This is a genomic window from Kitasatospora sp. NPDC029367 (genome assembly GCF_055569135.1).
In genome coordinates this window covers 1-16,327 of sequence record NZ_JBVHYH010000086.1, presented here as the reverse complement: position 1 = coordinate 16,327, position 16,327 = coordinate 1, and the positions used below count along the sequence as shown (strand labels likewise).

At 74.5% G+C, this 16,327-nt stretch carries 14 protein-coding genes; 5 read left to right on the top strand and 9 right to left on the bottom strand.

Going from position 1 to position 16,327, the window contains the following annotated elements:
* Positions 1-10 precede the first annotated feature (10 nt).
* Entirely contained in the window at positions 11-925 is a 915-nt protein-coding gene (gene sigJ, locus ACZ4W5_RS32865; RefSeq protein ID WP_402477089.1) for an RNA polymerase sigma factor SigJ, read from the top strand.
* Here sigJ and ACZ4W5_RS32860 read toward each other — a convergent pair.
* Positions 903-2,909, bottom strand: coding sequence for a transglycosylase domain-containing protein (locus ACZ4W5_RS32860; RefSeq protein ID WP_465658656.1), 2,007 nt, complete (start codon positions 2,907-2,909; stop codon positions 903-905). The genes sigJ and ACZ4W5_RS32860 overlap by 23 nt on opposite strands.
* 188 nt (positions 2,910-3,097) lie before the next feature.
* On the opposite strand from ACZ4W5_RS32860, the gene ACZ4W5_RS32855 reads away from it, so the two are divergent.
* Positions 3,098-4,207: a hypothetical protein gene (locus ACZ4W5_RS32855; protein WP_360230526.1), complete on the top strand. Its 1,110-nt coding sequence runs from the start codon at positions 3,098-3,100 to the stop codon at positions 4,205-4,207.
* A gap of 255 nt (positions 4,208-4,462) precedes the next feature.
* Here ACZ4W5_RS32855 and ACZ4W5_RS32850 read toward each other — a convergent pair whose 3' ends face one another.
* The 3 genes from ACZ4W5_RS32850 to ACZ4W5_RS32840 form a co-directional block, all read right to left on the bottom strand.
* Positions 4,463-5,362, bottom strand: coding sequence for a Gfo/Idh/MocA family protein (locus tag ACZ4W5_RS32850; RefSeq protein WP_360230524.1), 900 nt, complete (start codon positions 5,360-5,362; stop codon positions 4,463-4,465).
* 277 nt (positions 5,363-5,639) lie between these two features.
* Complete coding sequence (locus tag ACZ4W5_RS32845; protein ID WP_465658653.1) at positions 5,640-6,332, bottom strand: DedA family protein; 693 nt, start codon at positions 6,330-6,332, stop codon at positions 5,640-5,642.
* A gap of 202 nt (positions 6,333-6,534) precedes the next feature.
* A complete protein-coding gene (locus ACZ4W5_RS32840) occupies positions 6,535-7,356 on the bottom strand; it encodes a class I SAM-dependent methyltransferase (RefSeq protein ID WP_465658652.1) in 822 nt (273 codons plus the stop codon).
* A 253-nt stretch (positions 7,357-7,609) separates the two neighbouring features.
* On the opposite strand from ACZ4W5_RS32840, the gene fabV reads away from it, so the two are divergent.
* Positions 7,610-8,824, top strand: a complete 1,215-nt coding sequence (gene fabV / locus ACZ4W5_RS32835) for an enoyl-[acyl-carrier-protein] reductase FabV (RefSeq protein WP_465658651.1) — start codon at positions 7,610-7,612, stop codon at positions 8,822-8,824.
* 29 nt (positions 8,825-8,853) lie between these two features.
* On the opposite strand, the gene ACZ4W5_RS32830 is transcribed toward fabV, so the two are convergent.
* A complete protein-coding gene (locus tag ACZ4W5_RS32830) occupies positions 8,854-9,648 on the bottom strand; it encodes a spermidine synthase (RefSeq protein WP_360230825.1) in 795 nt (264 codons plus the stop codon).
* A gap of 107 nt (positions 9,649-9,755) precedes the next feature.
* The gene (locus ACZ4W5_RS32825; protein WP_360230516.1) at positions 9,756-10,727 is read right to left on the bottom strand and encodes an alpha/beta hydrolase; all 972 of its coding nucleotides are present in this window, start codon (positions 10,725-10,727) and stop codon (positions 9,756-9,758) included.
* Positions 10,728-11,084: 357 nt separating this feature from the next.
* On the opposite strand from ACZ4W5_RS32825, the gene ACZ4W5_RS32820 reads away from it, so the two are divergent.
* Positions 11,085-12,488 carry a selenium-binding protein SBP56-related protein gene (locus ACZ4W5_RS32820; protein ID WP_465658649.1) on the top strand — a complete coding sequence of 468 codons (1,404 nt, stop codon included), beginning with the start codon at positions 11,085-11,087 and terminating at the stop codon, positions 12,486-12,488.
* Between the two features lie 341 nt (positions 12,489-12,829).
* Here ACZ4W5_RS32820 and ACZ4W5_RS32815 read toward each other — a convergent pair whose 3' ends face one another.
* The 3 genes from ACZ4W5_RS32815 to ACZ4W5_RS32805 form a co-directional block, all read right to left on the bottom strand.
* Positions 12,830-13,456: a DUF6114 domain-containing protein gene (locus tag ACZ4W5_RS32815; protein ID WP_465658648.1), complete on the bottom strand. Its 627-nt coding sequence runs from the start codon at positions 13,454-13,456 to the stop codon at positions 12,830-12,832.
* Positions 13,457-13,458: 2 nt separating this feature from the next.
* A complete protein-coding gene (locus ACZ4W5_RS32810; RefSeq protein WP_360230510.1) occupies positions 13,459-14,115 on the bottom strand; it encodes a DUF6230 family protein in 657 nt (218 codons plus the stop codon).
* Between the two features lie 141 nt (positions 14,116-14,256).
* Entirely contained in the window at positions 14,257-15,018 is a 762-nt protein-coding gene (locus tag ACZ4W5_RS32805) for a TetR/AcrR family transcriptional regulator (RefSeq protein ID WP_360230508.1), read from the bottom strand.
* A 520-nt stretch (positions 15,019-15,538) separates the two neighbouring features.
* Between ACZ4W5_RS32805 and ACZ4W5_RS32800 the strand changes: the two genes are divergently transcribed.
* Positions 15,539-16,204 (top strand): Tat pathway signal sequence domain protein, encoded by a 666-nt coding sequence (locus tag ACZ4W5_RS32800; RefSeq protein ID WP_360230506.1) that lies wholly within the window; start codon positions 15,539-15,541, stop codon positions 16,202-16,204.
* Positions 16,205-16,327 lie beyond the last annotated feature (123 nt).

Genomic DNA, 16,327 nt, shown 5'->3' with positions numbered 1-16,327 from the left:
AGGCGAGCGCATGGCGGCAGCGGGGGCGGGCACCGACGGCACGGTCGGCGAGCGAGGCCAACTGATCAACGTCGCCTACCGGTTGCTCGGCTCGCTGACCGAGGCCGAGGACGCCGTGCAGGAGGCGTACGCGCGCTGGTACGCCCTGCCGCCCGACCGGCGCCGGGAGGTACGGGCCCCCGGCGCCTGGCTGACCACCGTCACCGGCCGGATCTGCCTGGACGTGCTGGGCTCGGCCCGGGCCCGGCGGGAGCGCTACGTCGGCGCCTGGCTGCCCGAACCGCTGCCCGGTCACGGCGCTCACCCCGACCTCGCCGACCAGGTGGTGCTGGACGAGTCGGTGGAGATGGCCTTCCTGGTCGTCCTGGAGTCGATGACCCCGGCCGAGCGGGTCGCCTTCGTGCTGCACGACGTCTTCCGCTACCCCTTCGCCGAGATCGCGGCCGTCCTCGACCGCACCCCGGCGGCCTGCAAGCAGCTGGCCTCCGCCGCCCGCCGCCGGATCGGCCCGGCCCCGGCCCAGGCCGCCCCGATCGCGCGGGCCGACACCGTACGGCGGGTCAAGGAGGCCTGGCAGAGCCGGGACATCGCCGCCCTGGTCGCCGTCCTCGACCCGGCCGCCGTGATGACCGCCGACGGCGGCGGCCTGGTGGGCACCGTGCTGCGCCCGGTGGCGGGCGGCGCGCTGATCGCCCAGTACATGCTGGCCGTCGCCGACCGGGCCCCGGGCATGGAACTGCTGGAGTGCTCGGTCAACGGCGCACCGGGCCTGGTGGCCCGGCGCGCCGGCGTCGTGCTGACGGTGGCCGCGTTCGACGTCGCGGACGGCCGGGTGTCCCGGATCTGGGTGGTCCGCAACCCGGAGAAGCTCCGCCCGTGGGCGGGGTGGACGACGGCGGCCGCTACTGCCCGGCGGTCTTCATGAACGCCGCCCAGATCCGACCCGGCAGCTCCGAGTCCGGGGTGTCCGGCGCGGCCCCGCCGACCCCCTCCAGGGACTGCAGCTTCATGTCCTTGAGGTCCGCCCGGAAGACCGTGACCGCCGTCGACAGCTGCCCGTTGTAGCCGACCGTCCACCCCGCGGTGCGGTCCGGGGTGGTGCCGGGCTTCGCCGCCAGGCCGGCGCCCGCGCCCGCCAGCGCCTGGGCGCTGCCGCCGCGGACGGCGCCCTTGAGGGCGGTGTCCACGTCGGCCGCCACGGCCGCGGGCAGCACCCGGGCGGCGGTGGGCAGCCGCAGGTCGACGGGCGCGCCGTTGCGGGTGACGCCCAGCACGGAGTACGGGTCGGTGTGGCTGCCGCCGGATCCGAAGGCGGCGTAGGCGTCGGCGGCGCGGATCGCGCTCGGGGTGGAGTTGCCGACGCCGAAGGCGGGGACGAGCTCGCCCAGGCTCTCGGGGAGCAGGCCGAGGGCCGCCGCGGTCTGCTGCACCCTGTCGAGGCCGACGTCCATGCCGAGCTGCATCATCGGCCCGTTGACGGACTGCTCGACCGCGCTGCGCAGGCTGACCGGGCCCCAGTTCCGCCTGCCGTCGTTGGCGGTCTTCACGATCTTCCCGTCCCGCCCCCAGTACGGCCCCTCCGGGGTCATCACGTTGACGCCGTTGTCGCCGTCGTACGTGGTGCCGGGTGTCACCGGGGACCGGCCGCCGTCACGTCGGCGCTGCACGCCCTGGTCGAGCCCGGCCGCGTACACCAGCGGGGTGAAGGCCGAACCCATCGGCACGGTCGAGGTGTTGGCGTTGTTGAAGCCCTGCTTGCGGTAGTCGGGGCCGCCGTAGAGGGCGACGATCCGCCCGTCGAGGGCGACCGAGGCGGCGCCGACCTTGAGCAGCTTGTCGGCCTCGCGGTGGTCCGGGTCGAGACCCTTGGTGGCCTCCTGCACGGCCGCGGCCAGGGCGTTGACCTTCGCCCGGTCGAAGGTGGTGCGGATCTGGTAGCCGCCGAGGTCGAACTGGGCCGGGGTGATGTCGCTGTGGCTCTCCACGAAGCCCCTGGACAGGTCGACCAGGTAGCCGATCTGGCCGCCGAGCCCGGCCGCCCTGGGCGGTGTCCGCGGCTCGGGGAAGACCGTGTACCGGGCCCGCTCGGCGGCGGAGAGCTTGCCCGTGTCGACCATCCGGTCCAGGATCCAGGACCACCGCTCCACGGCCCGCGCGTGGTTCTCCGCGCTCACCGCCGGGTCGTACTGCCCGGCGCCCTTCAACAGGGCGGCCAGGAAGGCCCCTTCACTGGGGTCGAGCTGCGACACGTCCTTGCCGTAGTACGCGGCCGCGGCCCGCTCGATGCCGTAACTGCCGCGCCCGAACCAGCTGGTGTTCAGGTAGCCGGCCAGGATGTCCTGCTTGCTCATCCGCCGGCCCAGCTTGACCGCGATGACCATCTCGCTGAGCTTGCGGGAGACGTCCTGGCGCTGGTTCAGGTAGATGTTCTTGACGTACTGCTGGGTGATGGTCGAGCCGCCCTGGGTGTCGCCGCCGGTGGCCATCTCGTAGACGGCGCGGCCGATGCCGCTGAGCGAGACCCCCGGGTCCGAGTAGAAGGTCTCGTTCTCGGCGGAGAGCGCCGCCCACTGGACCGACTCGGGCACCTGGCTCAGCGGCACCTCCTGCCGGTTGGTCTCGCCGACCCGGGCCATCTCGGTGCCGTCCGCCCAGTAGTAGACGTTGCTCTGCTGGGTGGCGAAGGCGTTGAGGTCCTCCGGGACGTGGGTGGTGGCGTAGAACCAGCCCGCCAGGCCGGTCAGCACCGCCATCCCGAGACCGGTCGTCAGGAGCAGCTGCCGCCAGGAGGGGAGCCAGCGCCGGACCCCGCGCCGACCGCGGCGCGGGTAGTCGATCCGCCGCAGCGCACGCCACCTCCGGCGTCCGGTCCTCTCCTCCTCGGCTTCCCCACCCTGCTGTGCGCGCATCCGGTCTCCGATCTCCTGGGGCGGCCCCCTCCACCCCGTTAGATGCCGAAGCGGCCGTCCTTTGGACGGGCGAGATCGGTGTGATCATGTTCATATCGGGCGGGGGAACCGAACCGCACCCGGAAGATCCGCGCCCTGACCGGGGGCTTCGCACCGCACCCCCGGCGGCCTACCGCCACAATGGCGCCATGAGGTTGATCCACACCCTGATCGGCGTGCTGCTGCTCCTGCTCGTCGTGGGCAGCATCCTGCGCACCCTGGTCGTCCCCCGCGGGCTCTACTCGGCCCTGGTGTTCCGGCTCTGGGCGCTGCTGCGCACCGTACTGCGGCTGTGGGCCACCCCCTTCGGCACCTACCGGGCCCAGGACCGCGCCCTGACCTGGCTCGCCCCGCTGGTGCTGCTCGGCATGCTCACGGTCTGGCTCAGCGGGATGCTGCTCGCCTACACCCTGCTGCTGCACGGCACCTCGGAGCTCAGCTGGTCGATCTCCATCCGGGAGGCCGGCTCCAGCCTCTTCACCCTCGGCTACGCGAGCGGCGAGCGCCTCCAGCTGTCCGCGATCGACTTCATGGCCGCCGCCAGCGGCCCGCTGGTGATCGCCCTGCAGATCGCCTACCTGCCCACCCTGTACGCGGCCTACCAACGGCGCGAGACCGAGGTGACGCTGCTGCAGTCCCGGGCCGGCGAACCCGCCTGGGGCCCGGAGCTGCTCGCCCGGCAGTCCCTGGTCGACACCGAGACCGCCCTCCCCCAGCTCTACCGCGACTGGGAGCGGCTGGCCGCCGACATCGGCGAGAGCCACTCCAACTACCCGGTGCTGCTGGCCTTCCGCTCCCCCCAGCCCAACCGCAGCTGGGTGGTCGGGCTGATCGCGGTGATGGACGCCGCCGCCCTCCACCTCGCCCTCTGCCCGCAGTCCGCGCCGCCCGAGGCCCGGCTGGTGATCCGGGCCGGCTTCACCGCGATGCGCGACATCGGCCGCTCGCTGCGGATCGACTTCGACGCCGACCCGGCCCCGGACACCCCGATCCGCCTCAGCTACGCCGAGTACCTGGGCGCCGTCGCGATGATCACCGCGGCGGGCTTCCCGCGCGAACGCCCGGTCGAGGACGCCTGGCGGCACTTCCGCGGCTGGCGGGTCAACTACGAGGCCCTGGCCTACGAACTGGCCCGCCGCGGCGACGCCGTCCCCGCCCTGTGGACCGGCCCGCGCGACTTCCGCGCCCCCGTCATCCCGCCGGCCCGCCCCACCGACCGCCGCCCGGAGTCCACCGCGCCCGGCCTGCCGCCGGCCTGAGCGATCGCGCCGGCCCGCGAAGTTCCCGGCTCGGCCGCCGTCCGGGCCGCCCTCGACGCCGACCACCCGCTGCCCGCCGGTACGGTCCGCTACCCGGCGCCGTTCGGCATCTGACGGACGGATGGCGGTGGGGGGGGCGCCCCCGCCCCCCCCCCCCCCCCCCCCCCCCCCCCCCCCCCCCCCCCCCCCACCCCCCCCCCCCCCCCCCCCCCCCCCCCCCCCCCCCCCCCCGCGCCCAGAGCACTTGATCCCGGCTCAGACCGCGACCGGGCCGCCGACGGCCAGCGACCGCTCGGCACCCGCCAGCACCTCCACCACCCGCAGGCCGAAGTCCGCCCCGCAGGGGTGCGCCTCGCCGGAGGCGGCGGAGGCCAGCAGGGCGTCCACCGCCCGGTGCAGGGCCACCGTCGGGCCCTCGCCGCGCTCGGGCAGCCGAGCCACCCCGTGCTCGCCGCGCAGCTCCATCGCGACGCCGCCGCCCGCGCGCGGGGCGGTCAGGCTCAGCGCCAACGTGCTGGAGGCGCCGCCGGCGTGCCGGAGCACCAGGTGGACGGTGTCCAGCGGCCCGGCGACGGCCGTGACCTCGGTCGCGTCACCCAGCACCGGCAGCAGTACGGACAGCGCGTGCGGGCCGACGTCCCACAGCGCGCCCTTGTCCCGGCGCCAGGGCGAGGCCGCGTACGGGCTGGTGCTGCCCGGGGCGAACACCGAGCCGAGCCAGTCCGAGCGGCCGGTGAACCAGCCGCCGAGCCCGGCCTGCCGCTCGATCCACGGGATCTGCTCGCCGCCGAAGCGGACGGTGAAGAACACCACCGAGGCGAGGCGGTGGGCGCGCACCGCCTCGGCCACCGCCCGGGCGTCCGGCACCGTGAACGCGACCGGCTTGTCCAGCAGCAGGTGGCAGCCGGCCCCGGCGGCCCGGACCGCGAGTCCTGCCTGGACGGACGGCGGCAGGGCGATGGAGACGGCGTCCACCTCGGCCAGCAGCCGGTCCAGGTCGCCGTACCCGGGCACGCCGTGCGCGGCGCCCAGCGCCTCGGCGGCCTCCGGACGGCGGCCCCAGACGCCGGTGAACTCCAGCCCGGGGTGCTCGGCGAGCACGGGTGCGTGCACCCGCTCCGCCCAGGTGCCGGTGCCCAGCAGTCCGATCCGCACGTTGTCTCCGTTCCTCGGTGTGCCGCGCGGGCCGGGCGTCCGGCTGCCGCAGCCGGGCGCGTTCCCGCAGGTCAGCCCCGAGCGTAGCGGCAGCTCGGCTGCGCCCGTGGCGGGGCGGGCGTCCCGGCGCGGGCGGCCCGGCGCGGGCGGCCCGGTGTTGGCCCACGGGCGGGCAGGCCCGGTGCGGGCGGGGCCGGGCACAACGCGAAGGAGCCGACCCGCGGCCTGGCCGTGGGTCGGCTCCTTCGCGGCCGCCCCGGTGGGCGGCCGTACGGTGTCACTCGGCGACGGGCGCCTTCGCCGACGCCGCGGCAGTGCCGGCCTCGGCGGCCGCTGCGGCCTTGGCCGCCTCCTCCGCCTCGATCCTGGCGTGGGTCTTGGCCGCACGGCGCTTCATCACCCAGGCCGAGATCGCCCCGATCACCACGGCGGCCGCGAGGCCCGCCCAGGAGAACCGGGACAGCCAGGGCTCGATGGCCTTGCCGACCTTGTAGACCAGCAGGGTCGTGCCGCCGGCCCAGATCACGCCGCCCAGCACGTTGGCGATCAGGAACTTCCAGTACGGCATCCGGAGGGCGCCCGCGAGCGGACCTGCGAAGATGCGCAGCAGGGCGATGAAGCGGCCGAAGAAGACCGCCCACATGCCCCACTTCTGGAAGGAGCGCTCGGCGGTGGCGAGGTGGGAGGGCCCGAAGTGCTTGGGGAACTTCCGCCCGAGCTTCTCGAACAGCGGCTTGCCGCCCTTGCGGCCGATCGAGTAGCCGATCGAGTCACCGATGATCGCGCCCGCGATCGCGCAGATCGCGATCCCCCACGGGCTCACCACACCCTTGACCGACATCAGGGACGCCGTGACCAGCGCGATCTCGCCGGGCAGCGGGATGCCCAGCGACTCGATCCCGATGATCAGGCCGATCAGGGCGTACACCGCGGTCGGTGGGACGCTCTCGATCCAGGCGTCGATGTGCAAGGCCAGTACCTCCGTGGCAGGTCGGTCCGGGGTCGGCTCCCCGTGGAGCCGCACGCCCGTCCCGGCGGTTGTCCGATGGCGGCACCCTGGCCGCTCCCCCGGGGCGCAGCCTAACGTGCCGGGCGGCCCGTCCCCCTGGCCGATCACCCGTCGTTACGACGTACGCCCCGCCCCCCATAGTTCCAGGTCGACCGGCATTTCCTCAAGATTCGGTAAAACGCAGTGCGACGACCGACGGACGCTGCTTGATCACCCGCGCGAGCGGCAGCACGGCGCGCAGCAGGCCGCGCCCGCCCTCCGGGTACACCTCCCGCACGCCGGTGACCGCCGGGTGGGCCTGCGCCAGCTTGCCGAGCTCGTCGGCGTCCATGCCGAAGGGCATCGGCGGGGCCTGGTAGTGGCGGTCCCGCAGCTTCCCCGCCACGGCCCGGCGGGCGGCCCAGCGCGGCACCGCGTCCAGCACCAGCGCGCCGCCCGGGAAGCGCTCGGCGCAGCCGGCGATCAGCGCCCGGACCTCGTCCGGGCGCAGGTACATCAGCAGGCCCTCGGTGGTGATCAGCACGCCGCGGGCCGGGTCCGGGTCGACCTCGTCCATCCAGCGCGGGTCGGTGGCCGAGCAGGCGAGGATCCGGTGGCGCTCGTCCGGCGGCAGCAGCTGCTCGCGCAGCCGGGCGGTCTCGGGCAGGTCGACGGACAGCCAGCTCGCCCGGCCGTTGTCGACCCGCCAGGCCTGGGTCTCCAGCCCGTCGCCGAGGCCGACCACGGTGCCCCGCGGGCAACGGTCCAGGAAGTCCGCGACCTCCCGGTCGAAGCAGGCTGCCCGCAGTGCCTGCAGCTGGCTCACCAGCGGCGACTGCCCGAACCGGTCGGCGAACGGGAAGTCGATCCGCTCCACCAGCTCCACCGCCACCGGATCGTGCAGCACCGTGTCGGGCCGCCGGGCCTCCACCGCCCGGTGCCACAGCGTCCACAGCGCCGTCTCCGGCACCTTCCCCAACTCCGGCCGTTCCCCGCCACCGCTCAACGCTCGCTCCTTCGGACGTGCACCGTGCTCCGGCATGAACCCGCCGATTCTGACACCCGCCCCGCGCCGCCCCTTCCGGCGACGCGCCGCGACGCGGAGCGGGACGTCAGTGGCGGAACACTCCAAGATCGACTCGTGATCGTTGTGCCCGGTGACGGCCGCTGCCCGCCTCCGCGCTGTCCCAGACTGAACAGCACGCGGCACCGCCTCCGGCCGCCGCCTCCGACTTCCGGCCCACCCAAGGACTGCCATCGTGAGCGAGCGCGTTCTCACCCCCCGCAACCGGGGGTTCCTCTTCCTCGACTCCCACCCGGCGGGCTGCGCGCGACTGGTGGCCGGCCTGTGGCAGGACTGCCCGGACCCGGACCGACTCCCGGACGGCGAAGGGCCGGTGGCCCTGATCATCGGCTCGTCCGCCGGGTACGGTCTGGCGGCCACCGTCGCCGGGCTCAAGCGGGCCGGCATCCGCGGCATCCTGGTCTCCTTCGAGAAGGGACCCACCGAGCGGCGCACCGCCACGGCCGGCTGGTACCGCACCGCCGCCACCGCCGAACTGGCCCGCGCCGCCGGGCGGGACGTGGTCCTCCTCAACGGCGACGCCTTCTCCGACGCGATGAAGGACCAGGTCGCCGAGCTGATCGAGCAGCGCTTCGGCGGCCGGCTCGACCACCTGGTCTACTCGGTGGCCGCGCCCCGGCGCACCGACCCCGACACCGGCGCCGGCTACGCCTCCGTCCTCAAGCCGATCGGCCGGGCCGATCGCACCAGGACCCTCGTCTTCGACGACCAGGGCCGCCCCGAGGTGCGCGAGGTCGAGACCGGACCGGCCGAGGGCGACGACATCGAGCAGACCGTGGCCGTGATGGGCGGGGCGGACTGGGAGCGCTGGATCGACCAGCTCTCCGCCCGGGGGCTCCTCGGCAAGGGCTTCACCACCGCCGCGCTCTCCTACATCGGCTCCCCGCTGACGGCGGCGATCTACCGGCAGGGCACCATCGGCGCGGCCAAGGCCCACCTGGAGGCCACCGCCCGCGCCCTGGACGAGCGGCTCGGCAAGGCGGTCGGCGGACGGGCCGTCACCTCCGTCAACGGCGCCGCCGTCACCCAGTCCTCCACCGCCGTCCCCGGCATCGCCCTCTACACCGGGCTGCTGCGCGGCGTCCTCGGCGCGGGCATGGTCCCGCCGGTGCACCAGCTCGCCACCCTGTGGGACCAGCTCACCGGCGCCGCCCCGCTCCTCCTGGACGACGAGGGCCGGGTCCGGCTGGACGGCTGGGAGCTCGCCGACGACGTCCAGGCGGCCGTCGCCGAACGCTGGGCGGCCGCCACCACCGACACCGTGGCCGAACTCGCCGACCTCGACTGGTTCCACGCCGAGGTCCAGCGCCTCTACGGCTTCGCCGTGCCGGGCGTCGACTACTCCGCCCCGGTAGCCACCGACGTCCCGTGGCCCGGCCCGGTGTCCTGACCCGGCCGGGCGTCCCGACCCGGCCGGGCTCAGCCCACGCTGAACGCGCCGTCCGGCGGGGGCGGCGAGTCGGTGGCCTCGGCGTCGGTGACCGGGGCCGTCCGGCCGACCAGGGCGGCCAGCTCCGCGCCGTCGGTGAGCCGGGCCGGGAAGATGTCGCCCGCCAGCAGCCGGGTCAGCTCCGCCACCGGCAGCGGCGCGGTGGAACCGGCCAGCATGATGTTGCCGTACCGGCGCCCGCGCAGCACCGGGGCCTCCGCCACCAGGCAGACGTACGGGAACACCGCCCGCACCGTGGCCGCCTGGGCCTTGGCGAAGGCCAGCGGCGGGCCGTCCGCCAGGTTGGCCGCGTAGCAGCCGCCCGGGCGCAGCGCCGCCGCGGCCAGCCGCAGGAACTCCACCGAGGTGAGGTGCGCCGGGGTGCGGGAGCCGTGGAAGACGTCCGCGATCAGCAGGTCCTGGGAGTCGGCGGGGGTGGCCGCCAGGGCCGCCCGGGCGTCGCCGACCGTCGCGGTGACGTCCGCGCCGGGGCCCTGCCAGGGCAGGTGCTCGGCGACCAGCTCCAGCAGCGGCCCGTCCACCTCCACCACCCGCTGCCGCGAACCGGGGCGGGTGGCGGCCAGGTAGCGCGGCATGGTGAGCGCGCCGCCGCCCAGGTGCAGCACGTCCAGCGGCCGGCCGGCGGGCGCCAGGGCGTCGGCGAGGTGGCCGAGTCGACGGGTGTACTCGAACTCCAGGTGGGTCGGGTCGGCGAGGTCGACGTACGACTGCGGGGTGCCGTCCAGGGTGAGCAGCCAGCCGCCGTCCCGGTCGATGTCCGGCATGAGCTTGGCGAAGCCCAGGTCGGTGGCCCGCCCGACCGGCACCGGCTCGTCCGCCTCCACCGGCTCGTCCGCCCGCCCGTCCGCGCGCCCGTCCACCGGCCCGTCCGTCACTCGGGCTCCCCCACCGGGCGCACGTCCAGGTAGGCCGCCAGCCAGCGGTCCAGCTCGGCGAACACCTCGGTCCGGGCCTGCTCGCCGGACAGCACCAGGTCGTGCATGCCGCCCTCGATCCGCACCACGGTGACGTGCCGGCCCAGCCTCGGCCCCTGCGCGGCGATGTCGTCGGCGCGCAGCACCCCGTCGGCGTGGTGCAGGGCGTTGTGCCACTTGGTGGTGGAGACCGACCGGGTGGAGGCCATCAGCAGCACCGGCACGTCGATCCCCAGCCCGCGCCGCAGCTGCCGGTGCCCCTGGTGGATCGCGGCCAGCCAGCCCGCGTACAGCGGGAAGCCCTCGGCCGGCTTGAGGGCGAGGTCGAAGTCCCACTCGCCCTTGTGGTCCTTGTGCAGGCTGTGGGTGTAGTGCGGGTTCAGTGAGGACGGCAGGATCCGGGTCGGCTTCATCCGCCCGAGCGCCGTCACCACCGGCCCGCCCGCGGTCCGCACGGCCGCCCCGGCGGGCATCGACAGGAACGGGCTGTTCAGGAACAGCCCGTCCACCACCCCGCGCCCGGCCCGGCGGCCCGCCCACAGGGCCCCCACCAGCCCGCCGGTGGAGTGCCCGTTCAGCAGCAGCTGCCGGTGCCCGTCCACCTCCCGGATGATCCGCACCGCCTCGTCGATCTCCTCGTCGTACTCGGCGAGGTCGCGGACGAAGTTCGGCGACTGGTGCGGCCGCAGCGAGCGCCCGTACTTGCGCAGGTCCAGGGCGTAGAAGGAGAACCCGAGCGCGGTGTAGTGGTCCGCCAGGTTGGTCTGGAAGAAGTAGTCGTTGTACCCGTGGACGTACAGCACCGCCCGCTCCGCGCCCGGCACCAGCCGCCGCACCAGCGTCGCGCAGACCGCGCCCTCGTCATCGGGCCGCAGCGTCAGCTCGGCCGCCTCGTAGGGGGCACCCAGGATGTCTTCCCGAAACTCCATCTGCCGCCGCACCCGTCCCTCTGCTCCGCCCGCCCTTCCGGCAGGTCACCACCCGTTCCGCCCCCGACCATACCGGCCGGTAGCCCGGACCCGCGCGGCAGCCGCCCCGAGGTGCTCCGGGGCGGACGGCGCCAGGCCGGTGTGCCGATGGTCGGCGGCTGGGGGCCGCCCGCACGGTCGCGGTCCCGGCCTGGACGAGGGTGCCCCGGATGTCGCCCTCGCGGATGCGGTCGGATGCGGTCGTGCACCGCGCAGGGGCAGCCGTCCGCGCTTCCCGGCCGCTTCGCGTGCGCCTGCTGTGCGCCGGTGCTCGTGTGGAACGCTTCCCGGACGGACACGGCGAGTTGGGGAGTCTGCATGCAGCACGGGCACATCGATCCGTCGCTCTACCGTTCGGCGGCCGAGGCGATCGCGGCGCCGCCGGAGAAGCTGGCGTACGTGGCCGGGTTCGACCGGGCGGGCCGGCAGCCGGATGCCCTGCTCACGGTGGACACCGACCCGGCCTCGGCGAGCTACGGGACGGTGCTCAACTTCTCCGAACTGCCGACGCTGGGCGACGAGTTGCACCACTTCGGCTGGAACGCCTGCTCCAGCGCGCTGGCGCACGCCTGCCACGAGAACCCGGAACGGCGGTTCCTGCTCCTCCCGGGGCTGCGGTCGTCGCGGCTGCACGTGATGGACACCCGGCCGGACCCGGTGCGGCCGCGTCTGGTCAAGACGGTCGAGGCCAAGGAGCTTGCCGCCAGGGCGGGTTACTCGCGTCCGCACACCCTGCACTGCGGCCCGGAAGGCGTCTTCCTGTCCTGCCTGGGCGCGGGTGACGGCGGGGACGGGCCCGGCGGGGTGGCGCTGCTGGACCACACCACCTTCGAGGTGCTGCGCCCGTGGGAGACGGAGCGCGGACCGCAGCACTTCGCGTACGACGTCTGGTGGCACCTGGGCACGGGCGTGGGGGTGACCAGCGAGTGGGGCACCCCGTGGATGGTCGAGGACGGGGTGCTGCCCGAGCAGTTGCTCGCCCGCAAGTACGGGCACGCGCTGCACTTCTGGGAGCTGGGCACCGGTCGGCACCTCCAGCGGGTCGACCTGGGCGACCAGTACCAGATGGTGCTGGAACTGCGCCCCGCGCACGACCCGCAGGCGGAGTGGGGCTTCGCCGGGGTGGTGGTGAACGTGGCGGACCTCTCCTCCTCGGTCTGGCTCTGGTACCGGGAGGGCCCGGCGTTCACCGCCCGCAAGGTGATCGAGATCCCGGTCGAGCCCGCCCGGGCGGAGGAACTCCCGCCCGTACTACGGCCGTTCGGGGCGGTGCCGCCGCTGGTGACCGACCTCAACCTGTCGGTGGACGACCGCTGGCTGTACGTGTCGGCCTGGGGCACCGGCGAGCTGTTCCAGTACGACGTGTCGGACCCGTTCCACCCCCGGCTCACCTCCTCCGTCCGCCTCGGCGGCGTCGCCGCCCGCACTCCGCACCCGGCCGAACCGGAGCGGCCGCTGAGCGGGGCGCCGCAAATGGTGGAGATCAGCCGGGACGGGCGGCGGCTCTACCTCACCAACTCGCTCTACGGCGCCTGGGACGACCAGTTCTACCCGGACGGCATCGAACCGTGGATGGTCAAGCTGGACGCCGACCCGGAGGCCGGCGGCCTGAGCGTCGACGAGCGGTTCTTCCCGCACGGCGCCGACTTCCGCGGCCTGCGCGTCCACCAGACCCACCTGGCGGGCGGGGACGCCTCCTCGGACTCGTACTGCTACCGGTGAGTCCCAACGCTCGGCGGTCCACCGGTGGACCGCCCCGTCGAACCGGACCCGCTCCAACGGGAGCCCCGCCGCGAGGAGTTCGGAGCGCACCGCGGCGGTCATCCCGGCCGGGCCGCTGACGCAGGCGAGGTGCTCGCGGCGCCCGGCCCGGGCAGGGCGGAGCGCCCCGCGCACCCGGTGCTCTCCCACCACCGGTGCGCGGGGCGCCGCGGGTGACCCCCGGCGGGCCCTCGCCCTCGGGCCGCAGCCCGGATACCGCAGCCCACGGGCCGCAACCCCCAGGCAGCAGCCCCCGGCCCGCACCCCGCAGGCCATGCGCCGCTGCCCGGAGGCCGCCGTCCTCAGACCCCGGCCGCCCCTGCTCCGGCCCCGGCCCCGGCCCCCGCCCGGCGCGCGGCGCGCCGGTCCTCCCGCCGCTGCCTCCCACGGCGCAGCGGCTGGTCGGGCACCCACCCGAAGGTCAGACAGGCGCCCACGACCCCGAGCAGCATCCCGATCAGGAAGCCGCCCAGGTTGGAGGTCACCCAGCTGCCCAGCGAGGCGAGCGCGGCGAGGATCGAGTAGAACAGCCGCTGGGTCGGGTTGAACAGGATCAGCAGGCCGCACAGCAGCATCACCGACGGCACCAGGTACCCGGCCAGGCCCACCAGTGAGATGTGCAGCAGGACGGGTAGCGGGGCCCACAGGGTGAACAGGATCTCGGCGCCGCCGAGGGTCACCAGCAGCCCGCCCCAGAACGGCCGGTTACCCCGCCAGTCGCGCCTGACCGGGCCCGCGGGGCTCGCGGGCGCAGCGGCCGCGGCGGCGGCTCCGGCGGGAGCGACGGCCCCTGCGGGAGCTGCGGCGGGGCCGGCGACGGGGGCGGCGGTCGCGGGGGTGGCGGCGGCCGTCCCCGCGGCCACCTCCTCCTCGGTCCGCTCGGCGGCGCCCTCGCCGGTCGCGGCCGGCTCCGGTACGGACTCCGTCATGTTCAGCAGCCCTTGGAGCTGAAGCTCAGCCGGAGGTTGGGCAGCTTGAACCCGACGGCGGTGCTCGCGTAGTTGTGCTGGTTGAGGTTGGACAGCGTGACGTGGTCGGCCTGCTGGCCGAAGACGCCCGGCTGGCCCTTCCCGACCGGGCCGGCCTTGGTGTAGGTGCTGGCGTCGCCGCCGATCTCGATGTTCTTGAACTCCGCGTCGCCGGACAGCAGATCGGAGTCGGTGGTGAGGTCGGAGGCGGACACCGGGGTGCCCTTGTCGCCCGCGTGGATCACCAGGTTGACGCCACCGAGGTCGACGCTCTGGCACAGGTTGGTGATCTGGGCGGTCTTGATCGCCGACACCGCGACCAGGACCTGCCCGCCGGTGCTGCCGGCGTTGGGGCTGTCCGGGATCATCGAGTCCAGCGAGCCGAACTGGGCGAAGCCCTCGCCGTCGAGCTTGTCGGCGGTGATGGTGAACGGCATGCCGGAGATGGAGAACTGCGCGGCGAGCACGCCCTGGGCGGTGAGGGTCATCAGGATGCCCCCGACCGCGACGGCCGGTACGGCCATCAGGGCGGAGCGCTTCATGCGGACCCGTCCCCTTCTCCTCCCGGTCGGCGTCTGCGGGGTCTCCGCCGCGGCGGCGGCTTCCTCGGACATGGCCATGTGTGCTCCCTGTGGGTGGAATGGGTGTGCAGGCAGCTGGCACGTTGTCCTGGCGCGGACAGCGTTCCGCGCCCCGAGCGGGGCCGTCCGCCCCTCGGCAGCGGGGCGGGTCCGTTCGGAGCGCGTTGAGTAACTGGGAAGCTACTGCCCGGTATTCGCCGGGTCAATACGGGTGCACGAAGGATCTTCACCAATCCTCCGGGCCGGGCCCTCCAGCCGGTCGGCCGCTTCGTCCGGCCCGAGGAACGGCGCGAGGCAGAACATGCTCAACACCGGTAGCAGATCCGGCAGTTCATCGGTACGGCCGGAGGAGATCCGCCGGTAGACCGCGCTGTAGACGCCGCCCACCACGGCATCGACCATCTCCTGCACCCTTACCCCGCCCGGGAGTTGTGGCACCTCGGCGAAGAACGCCCGGAACCGGCTGAGCAGTTGTTCCCGCTCACGACGACCGGCCGGGCCGACCGCCTCGATCTCGATCACCGCCATGACCGCGAAGGACGGTGTCCCGGCGAGGAGTTGGAGCATCGCGCCGAGCGCCTGCCGGATCCCGGAGCACCAGTCGGATTCGGCCGCGAAGGCCGCCGCCATCCGCCGGATCACCACCCCGGTGCCGTACCGGTGCGCGGCCAGGAAGGCGTCCTCCTTGCCGCTGAACAGCTCGTAGAAGACCGGCCTGGTCACGCCCGCCGCGCGGCAGATGTCGCTCACCGTCGCGTGCTGGTAGCCGCGTTCGGCCACCGTCCGGACCAGGCCGTCCAGCAGCCGTTCGCGCTGGGTCGCGGCGACCACCCCGGCGGGCTGCCGGCGCGGCCCCGGTTTGATCGACCTGGCCGGATCCCGGCCGGTCCGGGCACCCGGCAGCAGGATCAGGTCGGCACTCCGGAGGTGTTTGGGATCCATCACCAACTCCTGTGTCCTGTATTGACATTGACGTAACGCCGGGTTTACAACACTGCCAGGTTTCCAATCGGTCGGCGCGCAGGCCGCGACCGGTCGGATCCAGGGGCTCCGACGGCCCCGGGCGAGCCGCCCGGACCGCCGGACCAGGGCGGGAGCCGGGCCCGCGGCGGTGGCAGCCGCCGACGTGCACCCCGCGAGACCGCACGTCCGCACGGCCCCGCGCCGTGCCGCCGTACCCGGACCGCCCCACCACGGAGCCACCGCACCAGCGTCGCAGCGCCGCACCAGTACCTCTGCACCTGTACCGCTGCACCAGTACCTCTGCTACCGCTGCACCGGTACCGCTGCACCGCTGCACGAACACCGTCGTACCCCAGGAGCGGGCCCGTGGCGCCGGGCCCGCCCGCACCCGTGGTCCGACAGGGCTCCCGGTACGCCATGCACCTCCCCCGTCGTGCACACCACCACACCCGCACGCCGGGATTCCCCCACCCGTCTCCGGACGGAGAGAGGCACCCTCATGCGCATCCGTCGCACGCTCGCAGCCGCATCCCTCGCCGCCTTCGCCCTCACCGGTGCCGCCGTCGCACCGGCCCAGGCCGCCTCCCCCGCCGTCCTCACCCAGGGCAGCGCCGGCGGCCCGGCCATCGCCGTCGGCGACACCCTGGTCGCCAACCTGGCGCCCGGCACCGCCGCGACCTTCACCAACGGCGCGGGCAGCACCAGCGGGGTGAGCTGTGCCAGCTCCTCGTTCTCCGCGACCGTGACGTCCAACCCGACCGCGCCCGGCAGCGCGACCGAGCAGCTCAACAGCCAGTCCTTCGGCTCCTGCACCTCCAACGTCATCGGCGTCCGGAGCGTGAAGAGCGTCACGGCCACCAGCCTGCCGTACACCAACACCGTCACCTCGGGCGGCGGCGCCTCGCTCAACGGCACCAGCGCCGGCCCGGTGGGCATCACCGTGGTCCTCAACACCCTGCTGGGCACCGTCAACTGCGTCTACCAGAGCCCCAGCGGCATCACCGGCTCCACCTCGAACAGCGGCAACAGCATCAGCTTCTCCAACCAGGCCGCCAACCTGGTCTCCGGCCCCGGTCTGTGCTTCTCGACCGGCTACTTCAGCGCCACCTACGGCCCGGTCACCGACAGCTCGGTCGCCGGCAGCCCCGCCCTCTACGTCAACTGACGCCCCGGGCACACGGATCCAGCCGAGCGGGGTGAAGCGGGGGGGCGCACCCCCCCGCCACCCCCCCCCACCCCAGGCGCCCCCCCGGAAACCCCCCAACAACCCCCGAACAAACCCCCGACA